General features: G+C 68.7%; 17 protein-coding genes and 1 riboswitch. Of the genes, 13 read left to right on the plus strand and 4 right to left on the minus strand.

Going from position 1 to position 14,327, the window contains the following annotated elements:
- The first annotated feature begins 101 nt into the window (after nt 1-101).
- The 8 genes from OM513_RS01060 to OM513_RS01095 all read left to right on the plus strand — a co-directional run bounded on the left by OM513_RS01060 (nt 102) and on the right by OM513_RS01095 (nt 6,507).
- Nucleotides 102-980: a MipA/OmpV family protein gene (locus OM513_RS01060; protein ID WP_264942292.1), complete on the plus strand. Its 879-nt coding sequence runs from the start codon at nt 102-104 to the stop codon at nt 978-980.
- 50 nt (nt 981-1,030) lie between these two features.
- Nucleotides 1,031-1,140: riboswitch (TPP riboswitch) on the plus strand.
- Nucleotides 1,141-1,182: 42 nt separating this feature from the next.
- On the plus strand, nt 1,183-1,584 hold the full coding sequence (locus OM513_RS01065) for a hypothetical protein (protein WP_264942293.1): 402 nt from the start codon (nt 1,183-1,185) through the stop codon (nt 1,582-1,584).
- A 9-nt stretch (nt 1,585-1,593) separates the two neighbouring features.
- Complete coding sequence (gene thiC, locus OM513_RS01070) at nt 1,594-3,459, plus strand: phosphomethylpyrimidine synthase ThiC (RefSeq protein ID WP_264942294.1); 1,866 nt, start codon at nt 1,594-1,596, stop codon at nt 3,457-3,459.
- Between the two features lie 88 nt (nt 3,460-3,547).
- Nucleotides 3,548-3,925, plus strand: coding sequence for a hypothetical protein (locus OM513_RS01075; RefSeq protein WP_264942295.1), 378 nt, complete (start codon nt 3,548-3,550; stop codon nt 3,923-3,925).
- A 160-nt stretch (nt 3,926-4,085) separates the two neighbouring features.
- The gene (locus OM513_RS01080) at nt 4,086-4,679 is read left to right on the plus strand and encodes a hypothetical protein (RefSeq protein WP_264942296.1); all 594 of its coding nucleotides are present in this window, start codon (nt 4,086-4,088) and stop codon (nt 4,677-4,679) included.
- A gap of 243 nt (nt 4,680-4,922) precedes the next feature.
- The gene (locus OM513_RS01085; protein ID WP_264942297.1) at nt 4,923-5,300 is read left to right on the plus strand and encodes a hypothetical protein; all 378 of its coding nucleotides are present in this window, start codon (nt 4,923-4,925) and stop codon (nt 5,298-5,300) included.
- Nucleotides 5,301-5,420: 120 nt separating this feature from the next.
- Nucleotides 5,421-5,765 (plus strand): cystatin domain-containing protein, encoded by a 345-nt coding sequence (locus tag OM513_RS01090; protein ID WP_264942298.1) that lies wholly within the window; start codon nt 5,421-5,423, stop codon nt 5,763-5,765.
- A 139-nt stretch (nt 5,766-5,904) separates the two neighbouring features.
- On the plus strand, nt 5,905-6,507 hold the full coding sequence (locus OM513_RS01095) for a cystatin domain-containing protein (RefSeq protein ID WP_264942299.1): 603 nt from the start codon (nt 5,905-5,907) through the stop codon (nt 6,505-6,507).
- A gap of 7 nt (nt 6,508-6,514) precedes the next feature.
- On the opposite strand, the gene OM513_RS01100 is transcribed toward OM513_RS01095, so the two are convergent.
- Genes OM513_RS01100 through ung form a run of 3 tightly spaced genes read right to left on the minus strand, consistent with a single transcriptional unit; the run spans nt 6,515 to nt 9,187 of the window.
- Complete coding sequence (locus OM513_RS01100) at nt 6,515-6,952, minus strand: VOC family protein (protein ID WP_264942300.1); 438 nt, start codon at nt 6,950-6,952, stop codon at nt 6,515-6,517.
- A 4-nt stretch (nt 6,953-6,956) separates the two neighbouring features.
- The gene (locus tag OM513_RS01105) at nt 6,957-8,426 is read right to left on the minus strand and encodes a S41 family peptidase (RefSeq protein WP_264942301.1); all 1,470 of its coding nucleotides are present in this window, start codon (nt 8,424-8,426) and stop codon (nt 6,957-6,959) included.
- 44 nt (nt 8,427-8,470) lie between these two features.
- On the minus strand, nt 8,471-9,187 hold the full coding sequence (gene ung / locus OM513_RS01110) for a uracil-DNA glycosylase (RefSeq protein ID WP_264942302.1): 717 nt from the start codon (nt 9,185-9,187) through the stop codon (nt 8,471-8,473).
- Nucleotides 9,188-9,285: 98 nt separating this feature from the next.
- Between ung and OM513_RS01115 the strand changes: the two genes are divergently transcribed.
- Both OM513_RS01115 and OM513_RS01120 read left to right on the plus strand, forming a co-directional pair.
- Entirely contained in the window at nt 9,286-9,657 is a 372-nt protein-coding gene (locus OM513_RS01115) for a tRNA-binding protein (RefSeq protein ID WP_264942303.1), read from the plus strand.
- A gap of 107 nt (nt 9,658-9,764) precedes the next feature.
- Nucleotides 9,765-10,331, plus strand: a complete 567-nt coding sequence (locus OM513_RS01120; protein WP_264942304.1) for a carbohydrate binding domain-containing protein — start codon at nt 9,765-9,767, stop codon at nt 10,329-10,331.
- 20 nt (nt 10,332-10,351) lie between these two features.
- On the opposite strand, the gene ubiG is transcribed toward OM513_RS01120, so the two are convergent.
- A complete protein-coding gene (ubiG, locus tag OM513_RS01125) occupies nt 10,352-11,083 on the minus strand; it encodes a bifunctional 2-polyprenyl-6-hydroxyphenol methylase/3-demethylubiquinol 3-O-methyltransferase UbiG (RefSeq protein WP_264942305.1) in 732 nt (243 codons plus the stop codon).
- 56 nt (nt 11,084-11,139) lie between these two features.
- Here ubiG and OM513_RS01130 point away from each other — a divergent pair, with 56 nt between their 5' ends.
- The 3 genes from OM513_RS01130 (at nt 11,140) to OM513_RS01140 (ending at nt 14,314) form a co-directional block, all read left to right on the plus strand.
- Nucleotides 11,140-12,396, plus strand: coding sequence for an aspartate kinase (locus tag OM513_RS01130; protein WP_264942306.1), 1,257 nt, complete (start codon nt 11,140-11,142; stop codon nt 12,394-12,396).
- 102 nt (nt 12,397-12,498) lie between these two features.
- Nucleotides 12,499-13,242 carry a hypothetical protein gene (locus OM513_RS01135; RefSeq protein ID WP_264942307.1) on the plus strand — a complete coding sequence of 248 codons (744 nt, stop codon included), beginning with the start codon at nt 12,499-12,501 and terminating at the stop codon, nt 13,240-13,242.
- A 52-nt stretch (nt 13,243-13,294) separates the two neighbouring features.
- Nucleotides 13,295-14,314, plus strand: coding sequence for an NAD(P)H-dependent flavin oxidoreductase (locus OM513_RS01140; protein WP_264942308.1), 1,020 nt, complete (start codon nt 13,295-13,297; stop codon nt 14,312-14,314).
- The last annotated feature ends 13 nt before the right edge of the window (nt 14,315-14,327 follow it).

The following is a 14,327-nucleotide window of genomic DNA, read 5'->3' on the forward strand; positions in this document are numbered from 1 at the left end:
CATTCCCGTGACGTAATCATGACGCAATTGCGACGAAGCGCGGGAGCGAATATCCCTGCGTTGCGTTTCGCAACTGCAACACGTCCCCGGAGCATGCCCCTGTGAAAGTCCCCGCCTGCGCCGCCGCCCCGTTTGCCGCCATCGCCGCGTTGCTCGCCGCCGCCCCGGCGCAGGCGCAGGCGCAGGCGCAGGAAGGCGATGCGCCGCCGCCGGTCGACACCGCGGCGCTGGAGGGCGACGGGCTGACCATCGGCCTGGCCGCTGGCGTGGTCCCCAGCTACGAAGGGTCGGACGACACCGCCTTCTCGATCATTCCCGGGCTGCGCGGCCGCGTGTCGGGCATCAACTTCATGCTTCGCGGCAACCGCTTCTGGGCCGATCTGGTGCCCACCTCCAGCGGCCCCGGCTGGGACATCCAGCTAGGCCCGGTGATCCAGGCCAATTTCAACCGCCATTCGTCGATCGTCGACGCGCAGGTGAAGAAGCTGCCCAAGCGTGACATCGCGCTGGAGACCGGGGCCTTCGCCGGGATCGCGCGCCAGGGGGTGGTGACCAGCGATTACGACAAGCTGGGCGTCTCGCTGGCCTATGTCCACGACGTGCTGGGCGCGCACGGCAGCTATGTGATCACCCCGGCGATCGACTACAGCACGCCGCTGAGCACCACGGCCTATATCGGCATCAACCTGTCGGCCGATTATGTCGGGCGGGGCTATGCCGATTATTATTTCAGCGTCGATGCGCCCGGCAGCGCGGCGAGCGGCCTGCCCGTCTTCAGCGCCGGAAAGGGCTGGAAGGATTGGACGATCGCCAGCTATGCCGCGGTATCGCTGACCGGCGACCTGACGCGCGGCCTGGCGCTGGTCGGCGCCGGATCCTACCGCCGCATGCTCGACGATTCGGCCGCCTCGCCCGTCACCAGCGTCGCCGGTTCGCCCAACCAGTGGACCGGCATGCTGGGCCTTGCCTACACCTTCTGAGCCGCGCCTTGCCGCCGCGCTGGACGCCGCCCCGCATCGCGCCTAAGCTCCGTCCATCCCCGGGGGGCCGCTGACGCGCGGCTGAGAGGCAGGCTGCAGCCTGCGACCCGCTGAACCTGATCCGGCTGACACCGGCGGAGGGAGGGAGCGCGGCCGAAATCCGTGATCCGTCCCTTGCCCTTGCGAAGAGGATGGACGCGCGATGCTGACGACTGCCGATCCCATCACCTATCAGCTCGCCGTGGTCGAAGGCGCGGTGATGATCGCCCTGGGCTTCGCCGGGCTGCGCGACGCCACGCTATGGCCGCGCATGGTGGAGGAGATGGAGCGCTCCCCCGCGCTCAACGCCGCCATCGGGCTGGTGGCGGTGCTGTTCGGCGCGCTTGTGGTGCTGTTGCCGGGCGGCTGGAGCGATCCGCTCGCCATCGTGGTTTCGGGGATCGGGCTCGGCTCGATCGTCAAGGGGCTCGCGCTGATCGCGATCCCCGGCGCGTGGCTGGCGATGGGCCGGCCGCTGCTGCGTTATTCGCGGCCCTGGGGCGCGGGCGTGATGCTCGCCGGGGCCATCCTGATCATCGCCGGCGCGGCCGGCATCCTGAACTGAGGACACGACATGGCAGACATTCCCGCAAAGGCCGAGATCGGCGTCACCACCGGCCCGATCCGCGGCTCCGCCAAGATCCATGTCGGCCCCCATCGCGTGGCGATGCGCGAGATCCGGCTGGAGCCCGGCAGCGGCGAGGCGCCGGTGCGCGTCTATGACACCAGCGGCCCCTATACCGACCCCGACGCGCGCATCGACATCATGGCCGGGCTGCCGGAGCTGCGCCGCGACTGGATCCGCGCGCGCGGCGACGTGGAGGAGGTGCCCCAGCGCGCGGTGAAGCCGGAGGACAACGGCCAGCTCGGCCCCGATCGCTCCGGCGGCGTCCAGCCCTTCCCGCACGTGCGCAAGCAGGTGTTGCGTGCGAAGCCGGGCATGAACGTCTCGCAGATGCACTATGCCCGCCGCGGCATCGTTACGCCCGAGATGGAATATGTCGCCACGCGCGAGAATCTGGGCCGCGAGCGGCTGGCCGAATATGTGCGCGACGGGCAGGATTGGGGCGCCGCCATCCCCGATTATGTGACGCCCGAGTTCGTCCGCGACGAGGTGGCGCGCGGCCGCGCCATCATCCCGTCGAACATCAACCACCCGGAAAGCGAGCCGATGGCGATCGGCCGCAACTTCCTGGTCAAGATCAACGCCAACATCGGCAACTCCGCCGTCGCGAGCGACGTGGCGAGCGAGGTGGACAAGATGGTGTGGGCGATCCGCTGGGGCGCGGACACCGTCATGGACCTCTCCACCGGACGCAACATCCACGACACGCGCGAATGGATCCTGCGCAATTCGCCCGTGCCGATCGGCACCGTGCCGATCTATCAGGCGCTGGAGAAGGTGGGCGGCATCGCCGAGGAGCTGACCTGGGAGATCTTCCGCGACACGCTGATCGAGCAGGCCGAACAGGGCGTGGATTACTTCACCATCCATGCCGGCGTGCGCCTGCCCTATATCCCGCTCACCGCGAAGCGCGTGACCGGCATCGTCAGCCGCGGCGGATCGATCATGGCGAAATGGTGCCTGGCGCACCACAAGGAGAGCTTCCTCTACGAGCGCTTCGACGAGATCACCGAGATCATGAAGGCGTATGACATCGCCTATTCGCTGGGCGATGGCCTGCGCCCCGGCAGCATCGCCGATGCCAACGACGAGGCGCAGTTCGCCGAGCTCTACACGCTGGGCGAGCTGACCAAGCGCGCCTGGGAGCAGGACGTGCAGGTGATGATCGAAGGCCCCGGCCATGTGCCGATGCACAAGATCAAGGAGAATATGGACAAGCAGATCGCCGCCTGCGGCGAGGCGCCCTTCTACACGCTCGGGCCGCTCACCACCGATATCGCGCCGGGATATGACCATATCACCAGCGGCATCGGCGCGGCGATGATCGGCTGGTATGGCACGGCGATGCTCTGCTACGTCACGCCCAAGGAGCATCTGGGGCTGCCCGACCGCGACGACGTGAAGGTCGGCGTCGTCACCTACAAGCTGGCCGCCCATGCCGCCGATCTGGCGAAGGGGCACCCGGCCGCCAAGGTCCGCGACGACGCCCTATCCCGCGCCCGCTTCGAATTCCGCTGGCGCGACCAGTTCAACCTGTCGCTCGACCCCGACACGGCGGAGCAATATCACGACCAGACCCTGCCGGCGGAAGGCGCCAAGACCGCGCACTTCTGCAGCATGTGCGGCCCCAAATTCTGCTCGATGAAGATCACGCAGGAGGTCCGCGATTTCGCCGCCAAGCAGAATCAGGGCGCGGAAACCTTCATCGCCGCATCGGCGGAGGATGCGGAGAAGGGCATGCAGGCGATGAGCGAGAAATATCGCGAGACCGGCAGCGAACTCTATATCGGCGCCAACGGACGCGAGCATGATTGACAAGGCCCGCCGCCGGATGCCCTGATCGCGGGCGTCCGGCGCCCGCCGGGGACTTGATCTTCCGCCAACTCCCATCCGGAGCGATTCCATGCCGAATGTACCGGCCCTGTTCGCGGCCGCCGGCGCTGCCGCGCTGCTGTTCCTCGCCGCCCCTGCGCATGCGCAGATGAGCGACGCCTCGATCGAAGCCTACAACCGCCACGCCGATACGGTGAATGCCGACAAGGCCGAGATGCAGCGCGAACTGACGCTGATGCGCGCCGCGCCGGATGCCGCCGAGGGCTGCCGGCATATCGACCGCATCCGCGAGCTGGGTTTCGATGCGCTCGCCTCGCTCAACCTGATGAAGCAGCTCGCGTCGAGCTCGGGCGACCAGAGCGCCTATACCAGCGCCCAGGCGACCTTCGAGGAGCTGGAGACCCAGCTCGCCAAGGTCCGCCTGCTGAAGGACCAGCGCTGCGGCTGAAGCGCAGGCCTGAGGTTCCGGCCATCCGCAGCATCGTTGGAAAGGCAGCGCAGAGTGGAGCCAATGCCGCCACTGGCGGTCAGACTTTAGCCGTTCGTCCGGTGCGACTGGATACCCGTCCAGTTGCGTCCGGCGGCGGCGTTCGCGCATTGTTGCGGGCATGAAGCACCTGCTTGCCCTGGGCGCGCTCGCCCTCTCGCTCCCCGCCTGCTCGCCGAAGCCGGCGGAGACCCCCGCCAACGACGCCGCGGCCAATGCGGTTGACGCCAATGCGGCCGCGCCGGCCACAGCACCCTCGCCCGCCGCCGCCGCCGCCGCCGCCGCCAATGTGCTGACCCCCGAGGGGCTGGCCGAGCTGCGGATCGGCGAGCCGCTGCCGGCTGGCACGGCCTGGAAGAAGGATGAGCAGCAGGCTTCGGATAGCTGCATCACCTATAGCGCCGCGGCCTTCCCCGGCGTCTACGCCATCGTCGAGGACGGCGCGGTGCGGCGGATCAGCGTGGTTGAGGGAACCGCGGTCAAGCTGGCGACCGGCATCGGCATCGGCGCCACCGAGGCGGCCGTGCGCGCCGCCTATCCGGGGCTGATCGAACGCCCCCATGACTATACGCCGGCCCCCGCGAAGAACCTGACGACGCCCGGCACGAAGGGCCGCAACCCAGGCCTGCGCTTCGAGATCGGCGAGGATGGCAAGCTGTCGATCATCCACGCCGGCGCGGAACCGGTGCTGGGCTATTCGGAAGGCTGCGCCTGATCCGGTGCCGGGTCGCGCCGCAAGATTTTGGCGCCCCGGCAAGAGGACGCCGACCGCCGCCGCCCAGCGAACCAAGATCCGCAAGGAGGTGGCGAAGGGCATCGACGGGAAGGCGGACGAGGGCACGGCCGAATAGGCCCTGCGGGCCGCGCATCCGGGCGGCATCGGCATTCGCGTCCGCGCTTGCCCGCCGCCCCGGCACGCGCCATCACCATGGCGTCATCCATCGAAGCGGATCGAACCATGCCCCGCCTTGCCTTCGCGTCGCTGTCCCTCGCCCCGCTCCTGCTGGCCGCCCAGCCGGCGGCCGCGCAGGGGGCCGACTTCTACGTCATGCAGTATAATTTCGGCGTCCGCGACCTGAACAAGGAGCTCGACGAGATCCAGCGGCTGCGCGAACGCATGAGCGAGGAGAGGGATTTCGGCGCCGGCTGCAAGCTGCTGGGCTCAAGCATCTATCATCTGGGCGAGGCAAAACGGTTGCTGGTCCGGATCGCCGAATATGCGGACAAGCTGGGCGAGACCGGCGACTATAACGCCGCCGTGGAGAAGCATAACGCGCTGCTGGAGATCTTGCCCGTGCAGGAAGCGGACTACGCCAGGCTGTGCGCCAACCGCTGAGGGCAGGCGCGGGCGCGCGAATCCCGCTTTGACGCGCAACGGATACATGGCAGAAACGCGCCGCAACCGGGGGGTTGTTGCGCGGGCGTCACGCTTCGCGCCCGTTGGGAGGATAGTCTTATGAAAAAGCTCGCACTCGCCGCCGCTGCTTTCGGCGCAGCCTGCCTGTTGGCCCCGTCCGCGGCTTCCGCGCAGACGATCCCCGGCAAGCCGGTGCCCAGCGTGGGCGGCTGGAAGCCTCAGGACAAGATCACGCCGGATATCGAGGCCGCTGCCATCTGGGCGTTCAACCAGCTCGACGTGCCGGGCGCGGAGCTGGCCGAGATCGTGGACGTCTATACCCAGGTGGTGGCCGGTACCAACTATCGCATGACGCTGGTCTTTACCGACGGCAACCTGTGGGAAGTGGTGGTCTATCGCAAATGGGACGGCGCCTACACGCTCACCAGCAGCCAGGAAAAATAGGCCGCCCTCGCCATTTCGTTCAGCCAGCGTAAGGATGCCGGCCGCTAACGCCGGTGCGCCGGCATCTTCTTTGCCGGTGCCGGAGTATCCGGCGAGGGGAGCTTCCGCGGCCGTTGCCGCGCATGGGGAGGGTTATCGTATGAAGTTGCTTGGTGTCGCCGCAGCGCTGGCGCTGGGGATCGGAGGAACCACCGTTTCGGCCTGCGCCGCCGCGCAGGAAGCGCCGATGCCGGTCGTGGGCGGCTGGAGCGCCGTTGCCGCCGACGATGCCGGGGTGCGCGCCGCGGCGGATGCGGTGCTGGCCCAGACGGGGCGCACCGGCGTGACCATCACCGCGATCGCCGATGCGCAGCAGCAGGTGGTGGCGGGGATGAACTATCGCTTCGCCCTCACGCTGTCGGACGGATCGCGCTTGCGCGTGCAGGTCTATCGCAACCTCTCGGGCAACTATGAGATCACCGCATCCGAGCAGATCGAGCCGCAGGCGATGGTCCCCGGCGGGTGGGGCGCGGCCGATGCCGCCGATCCCGAGGTGAAGGCCGCCGCCGATTTCGCGCTGGCGCAGCTCAACCGCCCGGGCGCGACGATCGCCGCGATCGGCAATCCGCGCCAGCAGGTGGTGGCCGGCATGAACTATGGCTTCGTGCTGACGCTGAGCGACGGGACGCGCTGGGACGTGACCGTCTATGCGCGGTTCGACGGCACCAAGCAGCTTACCGCCGCGAAGCAGGTCAAGGACTGACGGATCATCAGATCCAGCCGGGGGCGTATACCAGCTCCAGCTTGATCCCGTCGGGATCCTCGAAAAAGACCGCGTAATAATCGCCCGAATATTCGGGATAGTGCGCGGGCGGATCGAGCACTGGCACGCCCCCGGCCACCAGCAGCGCGTGCAGCCGGTCCACATCGGCCCGGCTTTCCGCGCGCCACGCCAGGTGGTGGAGCCCCGGCGCGTAGCGGCGGTGGGCATGCCCCGCCTCTCCGGGATCGCACTGGCGCAGGCCCAGCGATGCGCCGCGCCCCTCGCCCGGCCCGCGCAGATCCCATTCGCAGCCGCGCGCCGTATCCTTGACCATGGTGTAGCCGAGGAATTCGAGCACGAGGCCGTACACGCGCCGCGACGCGGCCAGATCGCCGACGTTCAGGTCCACATGATGGTATCCGCCGCGGATCGCGCCGCCGGACACCGGCCTAGAACAACCCGGGCAGCTCGCGCTGCGGCGTGGTCGGCCGGCGCGGCATCAGCGGTTGCAGCTCCGCATCGGGGCCGGTCACCTGCACCCGCGCGCCCTGCGGCTCCAGCCCGCCGCCGCCGCTGTCCGCGGTGATCGCGGTGCAGGCGTTGCCCGCCAGGAAATCGAGCGCGGCGCGCGTCGAGGCCTCCGCCGGATCGCCGAGCTGGCGGGTCAGATCATCGCCCGCGCGGCAGGTGCGGCTCACGGTGCCGGCCAGGCCGTTGTAATAGTTGCTCTGGTGATCGCGGTTCTCCACCGCGAAGGCGATCACGCGCAGCCGATCGTCGCAGGCCGTGCGATCGAGCGCGATCTGCCCCACCGGCTTGCCATAGGTGTTGCCGCCCACCAGCGCCATGCTGGTGCCCAGATAGGGCAGGAAGCCGTTGATCACGAGCTCGCTGGCCGATGCGGTGGCGCTGGTGCCGATGAAGGCGACGCGCACCGGCGACACCGACTGCGGCTGGACCGCGAAATAATTGACGCTGTTGTTCGACGACTTTTCCGGCCGGAAGGTCATATAGTCGAACACTTCGCTGCCGGTGCGGTTGGCGCCCATCAGGTCGCCCATCAGCTCGGCGATCGAGACGAGCCCGCCGCCGTTGTAGCGCAGGTCGATCACGAAATCGGTGATCCCGGCGGTGCGGAACTGCTGGAAGGCGGTGCGCAACGCCGGATCGGCGGTGTCGATGAAGGTGCGCAGGTTGACATAGCCCACCTGCCGCGCGCCATCGGTGATGATGCGCGCGCCATAGCGGCTGGAAACGGGCGTCAGGTTGTAATCCGCCTTGGCCACCGTAACCTCGCGCGTGCCCCCGGCATCGGTGACGCGCAGCACGCGCGTGGTGCCCGCGGTGGACGGGCCGAGCGCGGTGACCACGGCATCCGCCCCGCCCGACGCCATCAGCGCGTTAACCGTCTGCAACGATCCGGAACTGGTGCCGATCGCCAGGATTTCGGTGCCCCGGTCGAGCCCCGCGGCCAGCGCCGGGGCGCCCTCGAACGCCTCGGCGATGAACACGCGGCGCGCGCCCGTGTCATAGCTCAGCCGCACGCCGAAGCCCGCGCTCGATCCCGAGCTGTAATAGGCGTTCTCCTCGGCGATCGAGGTGATGTAGGTGAAATAGCGGTCGCGGCCCTGCGATCGCGCGGTCGCGGTCAGCGCGTCGATATAATCCTGCACGCTGGCATAGGGCGTAGGGTCCAGGCTGGCGGGCAGCGTTTCGGGGAACAGATACCATTCGCGCATCTGGGCCAGCACCCAGTTCTGCCGGTCGCGCAGCGAACAGGCCGTCGGGGTGGGCGTGCCGCCACCCCCGCCGCTGCCGCCGCCGCCCGTGGAGGTCGATCCGCCGCCCCCGCCGCCGCATCCCGCAAGCATCGCGGCCGTGCTGATGGCCGCCACCCAACGCCGAAACCTCACGCGCATGTCTCCCAGCAATCGCCGGAGCTTAGCGGCGCGCGCGGCGCTTGTCAGGCCCCGGCGGCCACCATCTCCGCGGCGGGCAGCGCCCAGTCGACCGGTTTCTGGCCATGTTCCTTCAGAAAGGCGTTGGCCTTGGAGAAATGACGGCAGCCGAAGAAGCCGCCGTGCGCCGACAGCGGCGAGGGATGCGGCGCCTTCAGCACCAGATGGCGGCCGCCGCGATCGATCGAATCAACGAACGCGGCCTTCTTCTGGGCGTGGCTGCCCCACAGCAGGAAGACGACCGGCTCCGCCCGCGCGTTGACCAGCCGGATCACCGCGTCGGTGAACCGTTCCCATCCGCGCCCCTGATGCGACGCGGCCATGCCCATCTGCACCGTCAGCACCGCGTTGAGCAGCAGCACCCCCTGCTTCGCCCAATGTTCCAGGAAACCGTGGCGCGCGGGCGCGATGCCCAGGTCCGCCTCGATCTCCTTGTAGATGTTGACCAGGCTGGGCGGCGTGCGAACCCCGGGGCGTACCGAGAAGCACAGGCCGTGCGCCTGCCCTGGCCCATGATAGGGGTCCTGCCCCAGGATGACGACGCGCACCTGCTCCAGCGGGGTCAGGTCCAGCGCGCGGAACCATTCGCTGCCGGCGGGGAAGATGCGCTTGCCCGCCGCCTTCTCCGCCACCAGGAACTGGCGGAGCGCCGCCATATAGGGGCTGTCGAATTCGCCGCGCAGCGGCTCCAGCCAGCTCGGGTGCAGCTTCACATCGGCCATGCCCACGCTCTCCGCAACGGACGATGCGCTGTCAACGTGGTTTGCGCCGCGCGGGCATCGCGGATAGCTGCGCGCGACAACAGCCCGGGAGCAGGCCCATGCACATGACCCATGATCCGTCCGCGCCCGCGGCGGATACGATCAGCTTCGACCAGTTCCTGGCGGTGGACATCCGCGTCGGCACGGTGATCGCCGCCGAGCCCTTTCCGGAGGCGCGCAAGCCCGCGTTCAAGCTGACCATCGATTTCGGCCCCGCGATCGGCGTCAAACGATCGTCGGCGCAGATCACCGAACATTACCGGCCGGAAACGCTGGTGGGCGTGCAGGTGGCCGCGGTGGTCAACTTCCCCCCGCGCCAGATCGGCCCGATGATGTCGGAGGTGCTGACGCTGGGCTTTCCGGACGAGGCGGGCAGGGTGGTGCTGTTCCACCCCTCGCAGCCCGTGCCGAACGGCGGGCGGCTGTTCTGAAATCCCCTCCTGACAACGTGCGACAATTTGCCGTTGCCCGCCCCGGCGAGGCGCCATAGGCTGAGCCCCGCAGGACGGAAACCGTCCGCTCTTGGGGGAGAGATGCCATGAAGCTTCGCATGGGATTCGCGCTCGGGATGCTCGCGCTGGCCGCCGCCCTGCCGGCAGTCGCTCCCGCCGCCGCGCAGGACGCCGAGGCCGAGGCCGCGAACCGGATCATCAACAACAGCCGGCCCGACAGCTTCCAGGTGTTCGGGCTGAAACAGGCGCCGCGTGCGCACAAGGATCCCAGCGTGCAGGAGGGGCGCGCGCTGCGGCTGGCGCTGCCCGGCGGCGGCGGCGATCCATGGCGCATCGGAATCAACGTGCCCATACTGGCTCCGGTAAAGGCCGGCGACCGGATCGTGATCTATTTCTGGGCACGCGCGGAGAAGCTGGAGGATGGAAAGGCCACCGCCCGGATCGCCGCGGCCCAGCTCCAGCTCGCCCGCGATCCCTATACCCCCGTTTTCGCCGGATCGGCCGAAGCGACCGGGGAGTGGAAGCTGTTCCAGGTCCAGGGCCGGGCGGACCGCGACTATGCCAAGGGCGACCTGTGCGTCGGATTCCACCTGAACACCGGGGCGCATACGATCGACATCGGCCCGGTGGCGGCGATGAACATGGGGCAATAGCCGGGCGCGGCCACGCGCGGTCAGGCGCGCACCGCCGTCACCAGATAGTCCATGCTGGTATCGTCGGAGAGGACGAAGCCGCGCGCGGGGCTGAACGAAAGGCCGCGCACGTCCGTCACCTTCAGCCCCACAGCGGCGAGCAGTTCGCCCAGCTCCTCGGGCCGCAGGAACCGGTTCCAGTCGTGCGTGCCCCTCGGGATCGCGCCCAGCCCTTCGCCGACGGTGATCAGCGCGAGGCGCGAGAGCGGGGTGCGGTTGGGCGTGGAAAGCACCATCAGCCCGTCCTCCGCCAGCGCGCCCGCCAGCCCGGCGGCGAAGGCTTCGGTGTCGGCGACATGCTCGATCACCTCCATCGACACGACCAGATCGAACCGGCGCCCCGCCAGCGACTCGACGCCGCCCGCGACATATTCGATGTCGAGACCCGCGGCGGCGGCATGCGCGCGCGCGGCGCCAATGTTCTCGGGCGCGGCATCCACCCCCGTCGCCCGCGCGCCGAGACGGGCGAGCGGCTCGGTCAACAGCCCGGCGCCGCAGCCCAGATCGAGCGCGGTGCGGCCCGCGAGCGGGGTGAATCCGCCGGAATCGCCGTCCCAATGGCGGTCCACCGCCTCGCGCAGATAGGCCAGCCGCGCGGGATTGAGCCGGTGGAGCATCGCCGAGCTGCCTTTGGGATCCCACCAGTCCGCCGCCAGCCGGCCGAAATGCTCAGCTTCGCGGGGGTCAATCGTAGCTTTGGTTGCCTTCGCCATGCGGCGCTCCTATCAGGCGGCCCCGATCCTCCCAAGTCCCGGGGCAAAATACCACCATGGCGCGTATCGTGATGAAGTTCGGCGGCACCTCGATGGCCGGCATCGAGCGTATCCGCAACGTTGCCAGCCGGGTGAAGGCCGAATGGGAGGCGGGCAACCAGGTCGCCGTGGTCGTTTCCGCGATGGCGGGCGAGACCGACCGGCTGGTCGGCTTCTGCCGCGAAGCAAGCTCGCTCTACGACACGCGCGAATATGACGTGGTGGTCTCTTCCGGCGAGCAGGTGACCAGCGGATTGCTGGCCATCGCGCTCCAGGCGATCGGCGTGCCGGCGCGGAGCTGGATGGGCTGGCAGTTGCCGATCCACACCACCGCCGCGCATTCCAGCGCGCGGATCGAGGAGATTGACACCGTGGCGCTGAACGCCAGCCTGGCCGGCGGCGAGGTGGCGGTGATCCCCGGGTTCCAGGGCATGACCGCCGACGAGCGCATCACCACGCTGGGCCGCGGCGGATCGGATACCAGCGCGGTCGCCGTAGCCGCCGCGATGAAGGCGGACCGCTGCGACATCTATACCGACGTCGATGGCGTCTACACCACCGACCCGCGCATCGTGCCGCGTGCGCGCAAGCTTTCGAAGATCACCTACGAAGAGATGCTCGAACTCGCCAGCGTCGGCGCCAAGGTGCTGCAGACGCGCTCCGTGGGCCTGGCGATGAAGGAGAAGGTGCGCGTGCGCGTGCTTTCCTCGTTCGAGGATGCGCGCGGGGACGACGGGCATCGCGGCACGCTGATCGTGGGCGAAGAGGAGATCGAGGACATGGAACGCCAGCTCATCACGGGCATCGCGCACGACAAGAACGAGGCGAAGGTGACGCTGCTGGCGGTGCCCGACCGGCCCGGCGCGGTGGCGAGCATCTTCAACCCGCTCGCCGATGCCAGCATCAACGTGGACATGATCATCCAGAACATCGCGCACGAGGCGGGTTCGACCGACGTGACCTTCACCGTGCCCCGCGCCGAGCTGGCCCGCGCGATCGACGTGCTGGCGAAGGCCCAGCCCGACATCGGCCACCGCGACCTGCGCCACGATACGCGCGTTTCGAAGATCTCGATCGTCGGCGTGGGCATGCGCAGCCATGCGGGCGTGGCGGCGACGATGTTCAAGACGCTGGGCGAGCGCGGCATCAACATCCAGGCGATCACCACCAGCGAGATCAAGGTGAGCGTGCTGATCCACGAGGACGAGACCGAACTGGCGGTGCGGCTGCTCCACACCGCTTATGGGCTGGACGCGGAAGAAGCCGCGGCCTGATCGGCACGCCGGCGCGCCGCGTAACCGGTCAAGGCAGCTTCGCCGCTGGACATCGCGTTCCTGCGCGATATTGCAGGTCACTCCACCGGCGGGGAGGGACAGATGATCGGGCGAATTGCACTCACGGTCCTGGCGCTATGCCTTGCGATTCCCGCAGCTGCGCAGGAGGCCGCGCACCCGGCGGAAGGCGTAGTCCCTCCCGTCTTTCGCGGGCTTGGCCTCCCCGGAATCCAGCCCAATCGCACCACGCCGACGCCGACGCCGCGCGCGAACAACAGCAAGCTCTATTACCCCGCGATCGACGATAGCTGGGCGGCGGGCGACTGCCTGTCGATGCCCAGCCCAGAGCGGGTCGCGAACAAATGCGATTATGAGGTCATCTTCGTCTACTGCATCCTCGGCCTCGACTGCGACAAATCGATCCTGTGGGTCCAGTCCGTGTTCGGCGGCCAGAACACCCAGGTGATCAACGGCGGCCGCATGACGGTGCTCTGGGCCGCTTGCCGCATGCCTGCAGGACCGGTCGATGTTAGCTTTGCCAACGGTCGGCTGACGGGCCATTGCACCTCCGGCACCGAGCCGCCCAATGCACCCGGCCGCGCGCTGCCTCGGGCATTTCCGCTAACGGCAGCGCGCCTTGAGGCGGCGTGGCCGTCCTATCGGGCGCAATGCCCCCTCGGACGCCATCAGTCGGTGGAGTCCTTTGTCCCTAGCCTCACTGGAAAACCCCGCGGTTTCGCCTATCGTTCCAAGCGGTACAGCGAAGTGACCCGGCGTTATCGCAACGGACCCATGCCCGATCTCGACACCTGCACCGCCGATTTCCTGCTCGCACTGGGCAGCTGAGCCGCCACTCCGCGCTTGCGGCGCATCCCTGACCGGGGCTAGGCGCGCTTGCATGAGCATCGGCCAAGACAGACTGAAGCGCCGGATGGCGCGCGGCGTGGAATTTCTGGGCAGCGAGGTCGCCATCCTGGGCGGCGCCATGTCGTGGGTGAGCGAGCGCAACCTGGTCGCCGCCATATCCAACGCGGGCGGATTCGGCGTGATCGCCTGCGGCGCGATGACGCCCGAGCTGCTCGACGCCGAAATCGCGGGCACAAAGGCGCTGACCGGCAAGCCCTTCGGCGTCAACCTGATCACCATGCACCCCCAGCTTTTTGACCTGATCGCGGTGTGCGCGAAGCATCAGGTGGGGCATGTGGTGCTGGCGGGCGGGCTGCCCCCGGCCGGATCGCTCGACGCGATCAAGGCCAATGGCGCGAAGCTGATCTGCTTCGCCCCGGCGTTGAGCCTGGCGAAGAAGCTGATCCGTTCGGGCGTGGACGCGCTGGTGGTCGAGGGGATGGAGGCCGGCGGGCATATCGGCCCGGTGTCCACCAGCGTGCTGGCGCAGGAGATCCTGCCGGCGGTGGCCGATCAGGTGCCGGTGTTCGTCGCCGGCGGCATCGGCCGGGGCGAGGCGATCGCCGGATATCTGGACATGGGCGCCGCGGGCGTTCAGCTCGGCACCCGCTTCGTCTGCGCGACCGAGAGCATCGCGCATGCGAACTTCAAAAAGGCCTTCATCCGCGCCTCCGCCCGCGACGCGGTGGCCAGCGTCCAGATCGACCCCCGCCTTCCCGTAATCCCGGTGCGCGCGCTGAAGAACGCGGGCAGCGAGCTGTTCACCGCCAAGCAGCGCGAGGTGGCGCAGGCACTGGACGAAGGGCGGATCGAGATGGGCGAGGCCCAGCTCCAGATCGAACATTACTGGGCCGGGGCGCTGCGCCGCGCGGTGATCGACGGGGACGTGGAGCATGGCAGCGTGATGGCCGGCCAATCGGTGGGCATGGTCGCCCGGGAGGAACCCGTGGCCGGGATCATCGCCACGCTGATGGAAGAGGCCGCCCAGGCGCTGGAGCGCCGGGCGGCCTGATCCCCTCCCGCGG

It is taken from the genome of Sphingomonas canadensis, assembly GCF_026013525.1.
Lineage (GTDB): Bacteria > Pseudomonadota > Alphaproteobacteria > Sphingomonadales > Sphingomonadaceae > Sphingomonas > Sphingomonas canadensis.

Coding starts and splice junctions, on each gene's coding strand:
- OM513_RS01065 (WP_264942293.1), top strand. CDS start 1,183: ATGCTGACGACTGCCGATCCCATCACCTATCAGCTCGCCGTGGTCGAA.
- thiC (WP_264942294.1), top strand. CDS start 1,594: ATGGCAGACATTCCCGCAAAGGCCGAGATCGGCGTCACCACCGGCCCG.
- OM513_RS01075 (WP_264942295.1), top strand. CDS start 3,548: ATGCCGAATGTACCGGCCCTGTTCGCGGCCGCCGGCGCTGCCGCGCTG.
- OM513_RS01080 (WP_264942296.1), top strand. CDS start 4,086: ATGAAGCACCTGCTTGCCCTGGGCGCGCTCGCCCTCTCGCTCCCCGCC.
- OM513_RS01085 (WP_264942297.1), top strand. CDS start 4,923: ATGCCCCGCCTTGCCTTCGCGTCGCTGTCCCTCGCCCCGCTCCTGCTG.
- OM513_RS01090 (WP_264942298.1), top strand. CDS start 5,421: ATGAAAAAGCTCGCACTCGCCGCCGCTGCTTTCGGCGCAGCCTGCCTG.
- OM513_RS01095 (WP_264942299.1), top strand. CDS start 5,905: ATGAAGTTGCTTGGTGTCGCCGCAGCGCTGGCGCTGGGGATCGGAGGA.
- OM513_RS01105 (WP_264942301.1), bottom strand. CDS start 8,426: ATGCGCGTGAGGTTTCGGCGTTGGGTGGCGGCCATCAGCACGGCCGCG.
- ung (WP_264942302.1), bottom strand. CDS start 9,187: ATGGCCGATGTGAAGCTGCACCCGAGCTGGCTGGAGCCGCTGCGCGGC.
- OM513_RS01115 (WP_264942303.1), top strand. CDS start 9,286: ATGCACATGACCCATGATCCGTCCGCGCCCGCGGCGGATACGATCAGC.
- OM513_RS01120 (WP_264942304.1), top strand. CDS start 9,765: ATGAAGCTTCGCATGGGATTCGCGCTCGGGATGCTCGCGCTGGCCGCC.
- ubiG (WP_264942305.1), bottom strand. CDS start 11,083: ATGGCGAAGGCAACCAAAGCTACGATTGACCCCCGCGAAGCTGAGCAT.
- OM513_RS01130 (WP_264942306.1), top strand. CDS start 11,140: ATGGCGCGTATCGTGATGAAGTTCGGCGGCACCTCGATGGCCGGCATC.
- OM513_RS01135 (WP_264942307.1), top strand. CDS start 12,499: ATGATCGGGCGAATTGCACTCACGGTCCTGGCGCTATGCCTTGCGATT.
- OM513_RS01140 (WP_264942308.1), top strand. CDS start 13,295: ATGAGCATCGGCCAAGACAGACTGAAGCGCCGGATGGCGCGCGGCGTG.